The organism is Microcoleus sp. Pol7_A1 (assembly GCF_036701085.1).
In the GTDB taxonomy this organism is placed as follows: Bacteria; Cyanobacteriota; Cyanobacteriia; order Cyanobacteriales; family Microcoleaceae; genus Microcoleus; species Microcoleus asticus.
In genome coordinates this window covers 108,623-125,294 of record NZ_JAUBQD010000001.1, presented here as the reverse complement: position 1 = coordinate 125,294, position 16,672 = coordinate 108,623, and the positions used below count along the sequence as shown (strand labels likewise).

Below are 16,672 nucleotides of genomic sequence, written 5' to 3'. Positions count from 1 at the left end.
AAACACACACAAACTCTGGCTGTGGACAGCCGTTGACCACTTTTGGTCAGGAGTTTTAGGATGCGTATTAGGCGATCGTAGTTTCGAGACATTTGATAGCATTTCCGGTTGCATCGGAAACGATATAAGTCCTAAATACATTACCTCAAATTTCAGGATGTTCCCATTCCTGCATGATTCATACTTTGATTCAGCAATGCCCCTTTTTTCTTCTTCCTTTAACCTCTCCATTACCAAGGATTGCCAATCATTGTGAAGGCGGCCCAATAATAAGGATGCGAAAGCACTCGATCGCCCCGCGACGCAATTTCCGGAGGCAAAGTTAGACTCATAGAAAGCCCTTCGACTCGCAGCATCCCGTCTTGAATCCGCACGCGCCCCTGCAGCATCTCCAATTGCGCGCGCCGCAAAGCCTCGGCTTTAATCATCAAATTGCCCTCACCTCTCGGCATCCGCAACTGGCGGTAAAACCCAGTCATCAGCCCCAAAGTCCCCTCATCGCTGACTTCCCACAAACTCGCCAAAGCGGATCTAGCACCGCTAGCTACCGCCAAACCCGCAAACCCCAACTCCGCCTCTTCGTCGCCCAAAGCGGTACTGCACGCGCTTAAAACTAACAGATTCACCGGCGGTTCATTCCACCGCAACTGCCGCATTTGATCGATGCGCAATTTAGTATCCCACAACTGAATGTAAGAATTTTTCGGTTCCCCGGGCTGGAATTCGCTGTGAGTTGCTAAATGAATGATTCCAAAAGGCCGATTTGCCCGCTGAGCTTGCAAATTCGCGAGAGTAAAATCTTGATTCAAAAATGATTTTCCCCGATCGGGCGGCGCGATCGATTCTAACTCCACCGGTACCGCCGGTAATGGCGCTTTATCTTCAAATACCGACGCTCCCATTGCCAAAATTTCATCATCCGCAATATTGTCGTAGCCGATATCAGTCAAACTCAGACTCGGTATCACACTAATGCTGTATTTCTCAACTAAGAAGCCTTTGCCGTCGTGAAGAGCAGCAAAGGGTACGCTCCGCAAACCTGCTGCCGGAATTACAATTAAATTGTCAATATTTAAAGCTGCCAATTCTGCGGTCATTGGCGCAATTAACCAGCGATAAAGTTTTTGAGCAGAATCCAAATAACTAATGCTGCTTCTTCTTCTGGGATTAGTTATTTCCGTTTGCAGGGCGTCAGCCAATTGCAACACCTGCCACCGCGTTGTCGCCGGAACTAAAACGCGCATCGGTTGAGCGTTAGCTGTTACTAACACTAATTCTAAATGCTCCCCGTTAGGAACATCGGAAACTTCTTTGCCCTCCGGCGAAAACCTTTCCCCCAAGTTATCTTCTAAGGGGTGAGGGGGCCCGGAGGTGAGGTTTTTTCTCACAGGCAATAGATTAGATAAATCCTGACTTGCCACCAGTACCGAACCATTTTCTTTGGCAGCGGCTGCTGCCGAGGCACTGACCCAATTAAGATAAATAATGGCAGATTTTACCCCAGTAATTTGTTCGTTTTTACGAAGAGTTTCGTAAATTACCGACATATTACTAATCGGCGTTCTTGCCGGCAAGTCGAGATATTTTTCGTACTCGCGACTAAAGGTTTGCTCAAATGCTAAAACTCCCGAGCCGAGCGAATCGAATCTGCGATCGGGAACGAAAATATTCTGGGTAATTGGGGAATTTCTCTGTCGATTTGACGATCGCAATTCTACTTGCAAAGATGCAGGAAGTGACAGCGCAGGATCGGGATTTACGGTCACCAGAGGCTGTTCGGGAATTGGTTCGGGAATTGGTGCGGGAATTGGTTCGGGAATTGGTGCGGGAATTGGTTCGGCAATTGGTGCAGGAGCAGAGGGCGCGGCCGGTGTAATTAGGGAAATCTGATTTGGTAAACTTCCCTGCGTGTAAGTTTGCCCAAAAGCAAGACTGGGCAAAATGGCGTTTCCCGCGCCAGCATTAATGCTTCCCGTGGTTCCATTGTCGATCGCGCCGCCAACTACAAACGGTCGATCGATACCGCCTCCGTGGCTAATTTCGATCGGCCCCGCCCCCGCACCTCCGGCAGTAGAAATACTGGAAATATTGCCCGATATATCGTTGAAAACACTGTTCGAGCGAAACAAACCGAGGGTTGTCACATCAACGCTGCCGCCAGTGCCGCCAGTGCCGCCTTGAGCGTTGACAAAACCCAACTGAATGTTACCAGTCGCGCTCAGGGAAACGCCCCCGCCGTTGCCGTTTGAAGTGCTGCTGGAATTGATATCGAGAGCCGAAATGCCCGCTTGCGAGGTGACAGCAATATTTCCGCCGATCGCCCCCGAAGCGTTCAAAGCTCCCGCAGTTAAAGAGCCGGCATTGGTTTGGAGAGCGATCGCGCCTCCAGTTCCCGACACTGACGACGAGTCGATCGCACCCGCAGCAATCGCATTTCCCTCAACCCGAATGCTCCCACCGTTCGAGGTAATATTGCCAGTCCGAACCTTGCGACTTGCTTGCAGGTTCACGCTGCCGCCATCCGTCCTTAAATTACCCTCTAAGAGGACATTTCCTGCCTTGATATCGACTCCCAAAGCGGCAGTGCTGTCCCCCCCGAAGGTAGCAGACTCTCGGGCGTTAACGCTCAAACTGCGCGCTGCAATTGTGGAAGCCGCCGTCACGCTAGCAGCGTCAGCCGAGAGCCGGCCCAACCTCTGAGTTTGACCGACTCTGCCGCCAAAAGTAATGTTCTCGCCAGCGCGCAGCGTCAAATTATTAGCCCGGCCCGGCGTGCTGTCGAGGGTATTGGCAAAAGCGATATTGCCGGTAGTGGCGGCTAGGGCGGCGCTGCGATTGAGTGTGACGGCACTGTTGAAAGTCATGTCGCCAGATGTCGCAATATTGCCCGAAACCTCGGTACTGCCGGCGTTGACAGTCAAACTCGCCAGCGGTGCAGCTTGACCGACTGTACCGCCGAACAGCACTCGCTGAGCGTCGAGTCTCAGGGCGCGATCTCCGTCTAGGCTACCGGAGAACAGAATGTTGCCCGTAGCTTCCGCGCTCAAAGCCACGTCAGCATTGAGGGAGGCGTTTCCTGTAAAAGTGAGATCGCCGCCGGATGTCGCAATGTTGGCGTTGAGATCGGTTTGGGGCGCGTCGAGTGTCAAGCTAGCGCTGCCGCTTGCGCTCAGGGGATTGTCGATCGCGATCGAGCTGCCTTGAAGTGTTAGCGGGCTGTTGAAGGTAATGGGTGCGACGATCGCGATCGACTCGCTGCTACCGTTTTCGCGCCCGATCGCGATCGAACCAAAATCCCCTGCCAAAGCGCCGAGATCCGTTGCCGTCAAGTCCAAAATGCCCAAAATATCGCCGGTGCCACCGATCCGAATTGCTCGGCTGTCGTTGGGTTGCAAGCGAATTGTTCCCCCCGCACTGCTTACGGAATTGCTGCCGCCTCTCAAGTCAATGCCGTTAGCAGTGAGAGCGATATTGCCGCTGTTGGCATTAAGTCCGCCAACAGAGATGCTGCTGGCGAAAATGTTGATGTTGCCACCTTGAGTCTCGATTGAGTCCTTGGGGTCATTGACAACAAACACTCCGCCCGATCTAAATGTTACTGTGTCTCCCGTTCTCGCTTGCAGGGAAAGTTTGTTATCGGGCAAGTTTTGGAGGGTGATGTAGCCGGGGGTATCTATAACCACGTTGCTGCCGGCCGTCATCTGTTCCAACTGCACTTCTGGGATGTATGTTTCATTGGGTGCTGGTGCCGGTTGGAGTTCCCCGCCAGTCGATCGCGCGTTGCTGTCACCGTTACCGCTGACGATCGTAATATTTGCCGGATCGAGCCACAAATTGCCGATCGCACCGTTAGTCGCGCGGGTATCGACCTCTCCTTGGAAAGTTAAAGCATTTTTGCCGGAAACTTCTACTCTGCCGCCGTTACCTGCGGCAGTACCCCCGCGAGCAGTAATATTGCCTAAGAAGCGAGTGATATTGTCTGACCAAATTACCGCAGTGCCGCCATTGCCGCGGTCGATCGCGTTTGCTGCGATCGTAGAATCAGGACTAACATAAGTTACCTGGGCATTTGGCACTGGTTCCATCCCCCGCCAACCGCCTCCGACGCGCACAGTACCTCCGCCGTCCGTCCCGGAAGCATCGATATTTGCATCGAACAGTCCGACTTTTTCGCCTAAAATATTGACTGTGCCGCCAGCAATCCCAGAAGGGGCGAATACATTGACAGAACCCGAGACGATCGCATTTCCCCCATTTATCGGCACTGTTTGGCCGCCAGTCAGTACCAATTGACCTTGTTCGTTAGTCGTTAAACCTGTGGCTGATGCTACGCCCGGGCCCGTCAGCAACTGAGGCAAAGCTTGTGGGGCGATCGCAGATGTTTCGGACTGCAAAGACGGAGTAATTTCTAAACTCAATAAATTGCCGAGTTGACCGATCCGGACTGCATTTTTTCCCGGAACAGCAGCCACAGTAATTTGACCGCTGGGAGCGGATAATTGTCCTGTATTAATAACGGTGCCACCGAGCAAAGTTAAGCTTTGCCCGCTGCCAACTGCCAAGTTTCCCGCATTGACAATTGCACCGACTTGTGAGTTATTAAAATTAAATTGATTGGGATTTCCCAGTAAAGCTTTGTAATCATTACTTCCGGTGGCATTAAACCAGCGGTCGCCGAAACCAATACCAGTAGCAGTTGTCGCGAAAAAAGATCCCGGCACGTTTAATCTAGCATTTTGACCGAAGACAATTCCCGCCGGATTCATTAAGAATAAATTTGAGTTGCCGCCGGTGACAGAAATCAGACCGTTAATGACGGAAGCATCGCCGCCGGAAATCCGCCCTAAAATATTTTGAATATTGGGATTAGTTAGAAAATTAGCAATTTGACCTTCGCTGAGATTAAATTGGCTGAAGCTGTGAAAAAGATTTGCCCCGTTTCCTGACAGTTGTCCGCCACTAATGTCTGTGCGGTTTTGCTCGGAGTTGACAACAGTATTAGTGCCGTCATTTGCCGGAACGACAGGTTGCGATCGAACTGCTAGCGGTAGCAGCCAAAAACCTAATGTCAAAATTAGAGCCGAAGGAAAATAGGTCATTGGAGGAAGCCATTAGTCATTAGTCATTAATCATTAGTCATTAGTCATTAGCCGGAAAGAAGAGGGAAGTCAGAAAAGCCAATTCCCGATTACCAATTTAAATCTATTGTAGTTGGGATTTTTTTTGAGCTGTAATGTTCCGCCGAAGTGCAAATAAACTTAAAAATGTCGATCGAACACTGCCACCGCCGGGGGTCGAGCGACCTTGCAGGCACACGGCATCAGTCGATCGCACTCCAAAACCACCCGTTGCCAGAATGTGGGAAATATAATGCAGATTTTATATTTATCTGCCGCCCGTGTCTTGACAAAATCCGCCCAGAGTCGTATGATTTCAGCACTGATTGAGTGGGACGGCAAAAACCCACAAAATAACTGGCTCCTCTAATGAAGTTAAAAACAAAATATTGATGCTTTTAGAGACCAACCATGCAAACTCCAACTTACTCATTTCTAACTGAGCAAATAGTAGAGCAGATATTTTCGTCAGGCGAACTGACTCGGAATGACAGACAGCGAATTCAGTCAATGCTCTTAAATGAGTCGATCGGCGAAAATGAATTGAGATTAATTGAAAGAGTCATGGAAGGCGTAGTTAAGGGAATGCTTGACGTGCTGAATTAGTTAAGAACTGGCGATCGCCTATCTAAATGTAGGGTGCAGCGCACCTTAACCTCATTTTAAATAAAATCGCAAATCGCAAGTCGCAAATTCTGTCACCGTTCTAAAAATCATCATCCGGCGCCTCATCCGAGATCTCATCGCGACGCACAAGTTCAGAAGGAGGTCTATCGTTACTCCAAGCCCACCACACGTCCCCGCACTGGCAGCGGTAAAATTCTTGCCACTTGCGACGGTTGAACTCGGTGTATACTGGCGATCGGCGATTAATCCAGACCTCAGCCGCATCAGTGCAGCTAGCACCGCACTTGGGACAGCAAAACTCATTAGCGTGAACCGCCGTCGCAGTCCATTCAGGAGGATGTGGAGCAAAAGCTTCCATGTGTGAGAGTTTCTATCTAAACTGCTGGTAATTACGGCAAATCAAGGCTTGCTAAAGATCTGCAGACTTCGGAACGACCTAAGCAATGACATCAGTACGCTGTTGAGTGCGTAATTTATCTGCCCGTTATTTTTTTTAGCATTTGCCGTCAGATGAATAGTATAACTGATGTGGTGCAAACCGTCGATCGGCATTCTCAAATATTTCAAGGACTAGGCTTATGTCAATCTACAATCTTATCTCGTTTCTGGGTATTTTTGGCTTGTGTGCGATCGCCTGGATTTTTTCAGAAAACCGACAGTCCAAGTATATACCTTGGCGCGTCATCATCTGGGGCATTGGACTGCAATTAGTCTTAGGATTTTTAGTATTCCTGTTCCCCCCAACTCGCATCGCTTTAGAGTGGTTTACTGGCTTGCTGGATGGAGTGTTCACCGCTGCTGACGCGGGAGCGAGATTTGTATTCGGGAGCAATGTTGTACCCATACCTGGTAAAGATCCAGCAATTAATTTAGGATATATTTTTGCCTTTCGAGCTTTACCGACAGTCATCTTTTTTTCTGGCCTCATGGCATTGCTATACAACATCGGCGTGATTCAAATTATCACCGAAGTTTTTGCCAAAATCTTTTATATGACAATGCGGTTGAGCGGGGCGGAAGCCCTCAGCGGCGCTGCTAATATTTTCGTAGGAATTGAAGCGGCAATTGTCGTCAAGCCTTATTTGCCAAAAATGACTCGTTCCGAACTTTGTGCAATTCTCTCTTGCTGTTTTGGAACCGCCGCTTCTTCAACTTTAGCAATTTACGTCAGTTTTCTCAAGCCAGTTTTTCCCAATATTTTAGGACACTTAGTTTCAGCTTCAATTATCGCCATTCCCGCTTGTTTTGTTCTCTCCAAAATCTTAGTCCCGGAAACAGGCGTGCCCTTGACAATGGGCGGCATTCCCAAGGAAGAACGGAAGCCTAAAGGCCGCGAGTTTGTGGGCGAAGAAATTTCCGAAATGGACGGCGAAGAATTCAAACAAGAGACAGTTGGAGGAGAACCCATCGAACGAGTCAGCCCTTTGGATGCAGCGATAATTGGTGCATTGGACGGTGTAAAAATGGCAGTGGCCATCGCCGCTGTTTTGATTTTAATCTTAGGCTTAGTTTCCTTAATCAATCAATTCTTTGGTTGGCTGGCAATTTTGCCCGGCCCAATTGGTGGCTTTTTTAAAGTTGTCACCTTAGCCAACATTATGGGAGTATTATTTTATCCTTTGACGCTATTAACAGGAGTTCCATTAGACGACTCTTGGCAAGCGTCAGTAATTATCGGTCGCAGGTTGTTAGAAACAGCCATTCCGCCCTATCAAAGTTTAGCAGAAGCGGGCGCAAAAGGACTGGTGAGCGCTCGTACAGTTTTAATTGTCAGTTACGCCCTTTCCGGCTTCGCCCACCTCGCCTCCGTCGGTATATTTGTCGGCGGCACGATCGCCCTAATTCCATCCCGCCGCAAAGACATTTCCGAACTCGGTTGGAAAGCATTATTTGTCGGCACCTTAGCTACAATGATGATCGCTTGCATCGCCGGCACCTTCGACACCGGAGACGCCAGCATTTTAGGCGCTAAAACAGCCCCTGCTGCCCCGCTAACCGCCCCTGATTCTCCAAAATCATCGGCATCCCCAACCGCGAATTCAAAGCCGTCAGTTGCCCCAGCAATTGCCAGTCCGAAGCCTTCTGCTAATACCGAAAAAGTGGCTCCCAGAGTTCAAGAATCTCCTTCTCCCGCATCCAAGAAAAACCCTTAATATCTTCTATTGACTTGTCGGGGCTGGTTTGACAAACAATATTTAACTACCGTCAAAAATCTCCAGAAACCCGCCCCCACAGAAGCAATAACCTACATCAACTTTGATTTCGATCGCATCAGCCCTTGGGTGAGGGCGGATTTTAGAGATTGTAGGTTTTAGGCAATTATTGTCGGTAAAACCAGCCGCTACGAAGCCGTAACCGATATTATTGTTTTTTATCCAGATGTAATTACCAATTATCAATTACTCTAAATTTATGAATCCCGAACCTGAAATTCGCCGCCTGTTAGATGTGATGCCCGCTTCCGGCCGCATGACGTGTAAAATTATTAATAAGCCACAGCAATCAACGGTAATTAACTGCGATTTTCCTTTACCTTGGAATCAATCTCGCCCGATTTATATTAATTTTGATTTGTGGCGGCTGCTATCTAAGCCGCAGCGGGATTTACTGCTATTGCGGAATGTGAGTTTTGTGTGCAATGTTAAGTGGTTTAAACCGGATATTTATCAAGGGGCGGCTCTGGCGGGAATTGTCGGGACTGTTGTAGAATTGTTGCAGGGAGATGCGATCGGCACTGCGATCGCGGGCGGTTTGACGGGACTCGCGATGACTCGAATTTGGCGCGACAACCGCAGTTCCCAGGTAGAGTTAGATGCTGATGAAGGCGCGATTAGAGTCGCGGGAAGGCGTGGTTACAACGAAGCGGAAGCGGCCGGACATTTGCTTGGGGCGATCGAGGCTGTGGCGCAAATTGAAGGGCGCAGTTTGGATTTTAATGAGTTGATTCGGTGTCAAAACTTAAAGGCAATATCGGGTATTTCGGCGGTGGGCGTACCCGATAGTGTCAGACAAGATTAGAAAATACTATTTCACAAACAATCCTGTGTTCCGCAGCCAAAGGACACAACACTGTTGTGTCCCTACTATCCAGGCGCTATATCTGCTACTCAACTTTTTCCCTGACAATCCGAATACTCTCCCATGCTGGTATCCGACCCGCTTGTCGCTCATCTAGTAATACCAAATAAACATAAAGTGGGTAGATTTCATTGAGACTCTCTACATACTTACGACTAATAGCTTCACTTTCTTGACCGCTTAACTCAATTGTATTGAGCGCCTCTTTATTTTGGGAGATTACCTCATAAGTTACTGACAAGAAACGATAGATAACAAGAATAGAAAGCAGAGGAAAGTATAAAAGGAAATTACTGCTTTTGCTTGTTTCAATGGCTTTAAACTCGGCTTCAAGGTCGCGGTTGAGGAGGCGGTTGAGGTCGCGGTTGAGGTCGCAGTTGAGGTCGCGGTGAAGGTTGCGGTAGAGGTCGCGGTAAAGGTCGTGATTGAGGTCGCGCTTGAGGACGAGTGTAAGGACGAGTTCGTGGTCACGGTAGAGGATGAAGTTGAGATCGTAGTTGAGGAGAAGGTTGAGGTCGCGGTTGAGGAACAGGTTGAGGTCGGAGTTGAGGACGCGGTTGAGGTCGCAGTAGAGATCGCAGTAGAGGTCGCAGTAGAGGACGCGGTTGAGGTCGCGGTTGAGGTCGCGGTTGAGGTCGCGGTTGAAGTCGGGTTTGAGGTCGCGGTAGAGGTCGGGTTTGAGGTCGCGGTAGTATTTGAGGAGACGGTAGAATTGGAGGAGGCGGTTGAGAGCCAAAACCTCAGCTAATTCCTGTTCCCAAGATTGCTGCTGTTGAGTTTCTATTCCTACAATGATTCGCTGTTCTCCATCAAAACACCAGCATCCTACTTGTTTTTCTGTAACTGGATAATCCTCTACTTCAGCTAAAGTGGGCAGTCTGTATTTAAATCCCAATGCAAATTGCTGCTGAGTTAACCATTCACAAAACTCCTCAGCATCACTAGCCCGTACTCCAGTAATAGGCTTTTTGGCATCTCCTGGCGGAAAGCTGTAACTTGTCCACTGGTCAGGTTGACGATGTTCAGCTCCTTTCAACTTCTCATAAATAAAAAGCTGATATTCGGCGCAGGTGATGTAACTCATGTCAATTTCGACATTCTCATCAATCCGCAGCAAATTTTGCAGACGCCGGGATAACAAAACATTAGCTGCTAAAATGAATCTTGCTGTCATCGACTTTCCAAATCTGCGTTTAACCTTTGTTCCAGTTGTTGCCGAACATCTGGATTTACACTCAACCCCTCGTCCAAGCAATCATAGGCGAGTGCCATTACCTCAACCGATGGAGATGGCATCACCAAGACTGCACGAATCAGATTGCTAGCATTACTCTGTGCTGCATAAAGACGGATGGTTTCAGCCCACCAAGATTGGTGAATATTTCCGATCAACATACTCTCTTGGTTCGATTCTTTAATCTGAACCGCTGCTAAATATTCCTGGAAACTCAAGTGAGCAAATTCATAAACGCCTACTTCTTTTTCCACTAACAACCCACTCACATCCCGAACTTGCTGAATAAATTCCTCTGCATTCGCCCCACTGCCTGCTACATCTGCCAATTTGTCTGTAATCCTATCAATTCCATCGGATAGGTTGAACTCACGAGTTTTCTGCTGCATTAATTCCAATGCCAGCACTTGCAGAACAGATTGCTTTTGCGTCGCTGTTAGCGCATCGGCAATATTTTTAGCTCTTTGTCGCCTTTCTAGTAAAACCTGGCAAATTTCTTTGTAAAGTTCTACCCGTTTTCCTGGCAAGGCACTACCGCGACGGTGAACTGTGGCAATCATTGTTAGCAGCAAAGGATTCACCGCCATGTCCGCCAGAGGTTTGCTATTCTTAATCCGCTTAATTAAATCATCTGCTTTTTCTTTAGCGTCTCCCCGCACTCCCGCATCATCTTGCCCAGCGTGACTTATCACCTCTGTTTCCAAATACCAGCTACCAATAAACTGTTCCATTTGTTTCAGGCTAAATGGTTGCACTTCTAAGACAGTCACATCTTGTTGCAACCGCGCAGTTTTATAGCCAAAAGGTCGAGAGGTTAAGATAAAAGCCGTATCCGGGTATGTCTGCATCTGTTCGTCTACCCAACGACTTACTTGCTGGCGCAGGGTTTCATCTGCCACTTCATCCAATCCATCTAACATTACCAAACATTGGTTTTGACGTATTCTTTCGGCAAACCAGTTAGGCGGTGGATTCTCCAGTTGATATTTTTGCTGCTGCTGCTGTACCTGCTGAGTAATTAACTCTGCCAGAGTGAGTTGATTATTATTCACAATTTCCTGACGCACATCTCGGAGATACAACAATATCGGAATCAGTTGCGGCGCTTTCGGATGCACTTTCCACTGTTGCTGTGTGGCATAAGTCTGCGTTAAATATCTCAAAAGGGTAGTTTTCCCGGAACCGGGTGCGCCCAAAACTGCCATGCGCCGAAATGCCGGATTCTTATCTATTGCTGCTAAAAAATTCCAAATTTGTGTTTCATTTGAGTTATTTCTTTCATCCTGGACTGGCTGAATCATTTTGTGGCTTGTATTCGCTGCTTCTGTTGCAGCAATTTTGAGTGGCACAAATACCTTTTGCAACTTCAGGGTTCGGTCTCTCTCCAATCCCTGTGTTTGATAGTCTCGACAGATATAAGTCAAACCCTGGTAATATTCCCGCTGAAAAGGTGAGGTTGAATCTTCAATTTTATTCCAAATCCCGTCTGCAAAACTATGTGCAAGTTGCTGCCTCTTTGCCCTAAACTTCGGTGCAAGTTGGTTAGTAACTGGGATGAGAAACTTGATGGCATGGATAAACAACGTCACAATTACAGTCACAACCCCAGCCAAAAATGCTGCTGTCCATCCGCCCCTCAGTATGAAATACAACATTACCCCCAGTCCCAAACCGGGCGGCAACCATACCAACCTGTTCTGCCATTGTCTCGGTAAAAGCAGTACAGGCGGGAGCACAGTCCCCAAACCAAACAGAATGAGAGATGTATAAAAAACTGCTGAGTTGAATTCGGCAGCTACGTGGTTCCCCTTCAAGAGTCCGAAAAGGATGCCACCTCCCAGCAGGGGTAAAAAACCAACAAGCCAATTTTGATTTGCAGGCGTTGCACTCGGCTGAGACTGACTGGATATAGCACCGAGGATAAAAAGTGCCAATAGACACACTACTGTCAGTAAGATTATTATAGGGTCTTCAATTTTTAAGTCCTGTTTACCGGGCAGTTGGTTGATCAGCCAACCCAAGGAAGCATTACTGAGTATCAATAGCAATGGTAGCAGCCAATTTTGTATAAATCTGGACATAAGCGATCGCACTTAAAAGCCTGTTGTTTCCCAGTTTAGGCGATCGTAGCGAGCGATCGTTAGCAATAGATGTTATTTATTGCTCATGTGCGATCTTTCCCAAGTAGATTTGTCGATCGCCAGATCCATCCCCTAAGACTTACCTATGACTTAGAACAATGATAAACTTGATATTCATACCCATCCACCGCAGGCAAATCGCGCGACTCAAGCTGACATTTTTGTGCTGCTAAATTAACAGGTGCACGAAAATTAACCAGCCACAAATCTAGCGGGCGTTCTAATTGACTGAGTGTTTTATAAAGTGTCCCTGCCGCTATTTCCGGCGCATCCCTTCTCTGATTAGCCAAAAGAAACAGCGGAGAATCAAAGGTTTTAACTTCTTCTTTCTTCCTAACATCCGTTACATCCGTTACATCCGCTACAAAATCCGTTGCCGAACTTCTTTCCCATTCCCATCCTATCCCCATCAACTCTCCTATTTCTACATGAGTCTTTTGAGTAGTAGCAATTAACACGGGAACTTTCGAGACTTCGCGGATAATCGGAATTAAAATATCTGGTTTGTAATATTTGCGATAGCCGAGATTGGAATTTACTGTCACACTGCTAAAAAAACCCATTGCTAAAATTAGCAGAACTGCTTTTTTGCCAGCCATTTCCACAGCAGGTAAATTAAACCATTTACTTTTTACTGTAGGTGTGTTAAAAATAACTGCCAAGGTTGCTCCTAACAGTAATATCGCCCCCGGAAAATAGACAAAATTGTATCGAGCGCCGCGAGTTAGGTCAATCCCGAGAATATATGCAAAGCTGAAAAATAGGAAGATTGCTCCTAGCACAAATCCGCCGAAAATAACAGTACCTAAACGAGTATCGCTTGTTTTTAAGGAAGTTTTAAGAGCGCCTCTCAGCAGAGGAAGCGCCCAGATCAAAAATATTGCCATTCCGATCGCCGATGCAACTACTACTGCCAAATTTGGCGATTCAACGGGCAGGAGAGACATGACAGTGATCCATCCAGCTAAAGCTTGAAAAATCGGCCCGATCCAATCTATAAATGTGCGATCGCCGCTGACAATCCAATTAGTTAGTTCGCTGCCGTACTTGTTTGACAAAAATACCGGCAACCAAACTAAACCGCCAGCTAAAGTACCTATCGCTACTGCGAAAAGCCGCCAGATGATTTGAAATTGCCAAATATTGGGCTGCTGGCTGTTTGAAATTGGCAACTTTTCATTAAACTGGTGCCAGATTACAGCAATTAATGCTATTGCTTCGGCACACAAAGTCAGTGTAAAAAAGTAGTGAACGGCAATTCCCAGACAGTTAATGACTACCCAAAGCAACAACACCCAAACAGGCATAGGAGCGCGAATTTGCAGCTTTTTGACAGCTAATGTCAAGCAAAAAAGAGAGGCAATAACTAATAAAATTCCTAAAGTATAATGTCGAGCTTCTTGAGCGAGATAAATGCCGTAAGGAGAAACTGCCATCATTGCGGCCGCACATTGACCGACTAAACGAGAATTAAAAGCAAAGTTGCCCAAAAAGTAAATAGCGGGAACTGAAATCACGCCCAATAATGCAGGAAGAGCTCGCCCTATCCAAACTAAACTATCCTCGGTCGGCCCAAACAACCGCATCCACCAGTGGGCGAGCATAAAATACACTGGTGGATGGTTGCTTTCTAGCAGCAAATTGCGGAGCACGTCGGCAGTGTCAGCATCGGGGCGCAATTGTAGCGGTTGTAATAATGTAGAAAGATCGATCGCGCGATCGATCGGCACTCCGCGAAAACTGTTGCCCAAGCTAAACACTAGAGTGGAAAACTCATCCGTCCACAGCGGTTTCGATTCCAAATTGGCAAAGCGCAAAATAAAGGCGATCGCCGTCCACAGAAATAGCAACAACAGTTGTTTTTTATTAATCATTAATTCAGTTATCTAAAGGCAGTTTGCAGTTTGCAGTTTGCAGTGGTGAGTTGTCAGTCCCAATAACAACTAACAACTCACCAAACTCCCAACTATTTTTGAACGTCCGTCACCCGCCAACTCAGCTTCATATTGATCCAGAAATTCCACAGAGTCACAGTTGCGATCGCAATTAACTTAGCCAAATATTCGTTTACCTTAAAAACATTAAACAGCACATTCACCAGCAGCACATTCATCATCAAGCCGATCAAACAAATCGCATTAAATTTCAACAGCCGTTTCAAGCCCTGGCGCTTTCCAGGCTGCCGCTTAGAAATATCGCGAAAAGTCCACAAATCGTTCCACAAAAAATTATTGATAATTGCCACTTCAGCAGAAAAGATTGCACTGCGAGTCAGCCCCAAACCGAGGACAGTCCGCAGCAGGTAAAAAACTCCCATATCCACAAACACGCCGCTGAAACCAACCGCGCCAAACCGCAGGAATCGGCCCACCGGCCAGCGGGCAAAGCGCAATCTGAGCAAGTGCCGCAAATACTCAATATACTGTTTCCAAGTAACTTTGCTCTCGCCTTCTTGCCGCTCCTGAAACACGTAACCAACTTCTCCAATCCAGCGGATTTCCCCCCTAGCGAGCACTTCAATCAATATTTTGTAACCGGCAGGATTCATGATTTTGCCCGCTATGCAACTGCGACGTATCATAAAATACCCGCTCATCGGATCGGAAACTCGGCCCACGACTCCCGGCAGGATCAGCAATCCCAAAGTCTGAGCGCCCCGCGATAAAAATCGCCTGACAATGCTCCAGTCGCTCACCCCGCCCTCGCCAACGTGGCGGCTCGCAGCGGCCAAATCGGCTCCCCGCTGAATTTCTGCTAAAAGCTGCAACAGCGTCTCCGGGGGATGCTGCAAGTCGGCATCGATGACGCCCAAAACCTCGCCCCGAGCCGCCTGCCACCCGCGAATTACCGCTGTGGAAAGTCCGCGCTCTTCTTCCCGGCGCATCACCCGCAATTGCGGATATTCCGGTGTCAGGGACAGGGCGACTTCCCAGGTGCGATCGGGGCTGTCGTCATCGACTACAATTAATTCATAGTCGCCGGGAATGATGCCATCGAGCAATTGAGTCAATTGTTCCACAATACTCTTGATATTCTTGCACTCGTTGTAGGTGGGAATGACGAGGGACAAATAAATTCCCGGTGTGCGCGCCTGTATAAAAGTTGAACCGAAAGTCTGTAAAGCAGGAATTTGCAAAGGCCCAGACGGCACTGGCAAGACCTGATTTTCTTGGTAGATGCCCATAATTTCAGTTCCCAGAAAGTCAAGGATGGTGTGGTATTACTTGAGATTTTAAAATATCGTTCCTCTATAATTGATTGTTAAAATATAAAAATGTCTTTATTCTAGTCAGTAATTATGTAGTTGAGTGTAAAAGAAAACTGTGGATGCAATTCTCGATCGAGCTTTACAAGGTTATAACATCTCTTCCGCAGAGGCCTTGGTACTTTTGCAGCAAAGAGATCCCGATGCGCGAGCTTCTATTCAAACAACCGCTGATTTGCTCCGCCGCCGACAATCAGGGGATACTGTCACCTACGTTATCAATCGGAATATTAACTTTACTAACATTTGCGAGCAGCATTGCAGTTTCTGTGCATTCCGCCGCGACGAGGGAGATGAGGGCGCTTTCTGGTTAGATGCAGCCCAAATTCAGGAAAAGGCAACTGATGCAGTGCAGCGGGATGCAACGGAAATTTGTATGCAGGGAGGCTTAAATCTTCAAGCTAAGCTCAACGGCGCATCTTTGCCTTATTATCTGCAATTGGTAAAAATTATTAAGGACAAGTTTCCGCAGTTGCACTTGCACGCTTTTTCGCCTCAAGAAATAGAGTTTATTGCCAGAGAAGATAATCTTAGTTTCAGCTATGTAATTTCGGCTTTGCGGGATGCGGGAGTCGGTTCGATGCCGGGAACCGCGGCGGAAGTTCTCGACGATTCTGTGCGACGGGTGATTTGCCCGGAAAAACTAAATTCGGCAACTTGGCTGGAAATTGTGGAAACTGCTCACAGTCTGGGTTTACCGACAACGAGTACGATGCTTTGCGGGCATATTGAGACAGCCGAACAGCAGGTTTTGCATTTAGAAAAAGTGCGATCGCTCCAACAAACTGCGATCGACCAAAACTATCCAGCACGCATCACAGAATTTATTTTATTGCCATTTGTCGGGCAAGAAGCACCGGCACCTTTGCGCAGTCGAGTCGGCCGCGACCAACCAATTTTAGCAGATACATTGTTACTCACCGCAGTATCGAGAATCTTCTTAGGCAATTTGATTCCCAATCACCAACCTAGTTGGGTTAAATTAGGTTTAGATGGAGCTACAGAAGCGCTGAAATGGGGCTGCAATGACATCGGCGGTACATTGATGGAAGAGCACATTACTACAATGGCTGGTGCAGTTGGCGGCAGTTGTCAATCTGTCCAAGATTTGCAAAATGCAATTAGTTCTTTGGGGCGGAGTTATCAACAAAGAGATACAATTTATCGACCTTTAGGGGTTGACAATTTGGCAGTAATTAAGTATTAGGAT

At 47.5% G+C, this 16,672-nt stretch carries 11 protein-coding genes; 5 read left to right on the top strand and 6 right to left on the bottom strand.

Annotated elements, in window-relative coordinates; genetic code table 11:
* Nucleotides 1-230 precede the first annotated feature (230 nt).
* Nucleotides 231-5,099 (bottom strand): CHAT domain-containing protein, encoded by a 4,869-nt coding sequence (locus QUA20_RS00545; RefSeq protein WP_333184318.1) that lies wholly within the window; start codon nucleotides 5,097-5,099, stop codon nucleotides 231-233.
* 134 nt (nucleotides 5,100-5,233) lie between these two features.
* Between QUA20_RS00545 and QUA20_RS00540 the strand changes: the two genes are divergently transcribed.
* Both QUA20_RS00540 and QUA20_RS00535 read left to right on the top strand, forming a co-directional pair.
* The gene (locus QUA20_RS00540) at nucleotides 5,234-5,371 is read left to right on the top strand and encodes a hypothetical protein (RefSeq protein ID WP_333184316.1); all 138 of its coding nucleotides are present in this window, start codon (nucleotides 5,234-5,236) and stop codon (nucleotides 5,369-5,371) included.
* Between the two features lie 157 nt (nucleotides 5,372-5,528).
* Entirely contained in the window at nucleotides 5,529-5,723 is a 195-nt protein-coding gene (locus QUA20_RS00535) for a hypothetical protein (RefSeq protein ID WP_172186707.1), read from the top strand.
* A gap of 100 nt (nucleotides 5,724-5,823) precedes the next feature.
* Here the strand turns inward: QUA20_RS00535 and QUA20_RS00530 are convergent, their stop codons facing one another.
* Nucleotides 5,824-6,102 carry a hypothetical protein gene (locus QUA20_RS00530; protein WP_172186708.1) on the bottom strand — a complete coding sequence of 93 codons (279 nt, stop codon included), beginning with the start codon at nucleotides 6,100-6,102 and terminating at the stop codon, nucleotides 5,824-5,826.
* A 220-nt stretch (nucleotides 6,103-6,322) separates the two neighbouring features.
* On the opposite strand from QUA20_RS00530, the gene QUA20_RS00525 reads away from it, so the two are divergent.
* Entirely contained in the window at nucleotides 6,323-7,897 is a 1,575-nt protein-coding gene (locus QUA20_RS00525) for a nucleoside transporter C-terminal domain-containing protein (protein WP_333184312.1), read from the top strand.
* 259 nt (nucleotides 7,898-8,156) lie between these two features.
* The gene (locus tag QUA20_RS00520; protein WP_333184311.1) at nucleotides 8,157-8,762 is read left to right on the top strand and encodes a DUF3318 domain-containing protein; all 606 of its coding nucleotides are present in this window, start codon (nucleotides 8,157-8,159) and stop codon (nucleotides 8,760-8,762) included.
* Nucleotides 8,763-8,847: 85 nt separating this feature from the next.
* Here QUA20_RS00520 and QUA20_RS00515 read toward each other — a convergent pair whose 3' ends face one another.
* The 4 genes from QUA20_RS00515 to QUA20_RS00500 form a co-directional block, all read right to left on the bottom strand.
* Entirely contained in the window at nucleotides 8,848-9,996 is a 1,149-nt protein-coding gene (locus QUA20_RS00515) for an SUMF1/EgtB/PvdO family nonheme iron enzyme (RefSeq protein ID WP_333184309.1), read from the bottom strand.
* Nucleotides 9,993-12,137 carry an NACHT domain-containing protein gene (locus tag QUA20_RS00510; RefSeq protein ID WP_333184307.1) on the bottom strand — a complete coding sequence of 715 codons (2,145 nt, stop codon included), beginning with the start codon at nucleotides 12,135-12,137 and terminating at the stop codon, nucleotides 9,993-9,995. Before QUA20_RS00510 ends, QUA20_RS00515 begins: the two co-directional genes overlap by 4 nt.
* Before the next feature lie 143 nt (nucleotides 12,138-12,280).
* Nucleotides 12,281-14,071, bottom strand: coding sequence for a glycosyltransferase family 39 protein (locus tag QUA20_RS00505; protein ID WP_333184305.1), 1,791 nt, complete (start codon nucleotides 14,069-14,071; stop codon nucleotides 12,281-12,283).
* Nucleotides 14,072-14,163: 92 nt separating this feature from the next.
* Entirely contained in the window at nucleotides 14,164-15,381 is a 1,218-nt protein-coding gene (locus QUA20_RS00500) for a glycosyltransferase (protein WP_333184303.1), read from the bottom strand.
* A gap of 139 nt (nucleotides 15,382-15,520) precedes the next feature.
* Here QUA20_RS00500 and cofH point away from each other — a divergent pair, with 139 nt between their 5' ends.
* Entirely contained in the window at nucleotides 15,521-16,669 is a 1,149-nt protein-coding gene (gene cofH / locus QUA20_RS00495; protein ID WP_333184301.1) for a 7,8-didemethyl-8-hydroxy-5-deazariboflavin synthase subunit CofH, read from the top strand.
* The last annotated feature ends 3 nt before the right edge of the window (nucleotides 16,670-16,672 follow it).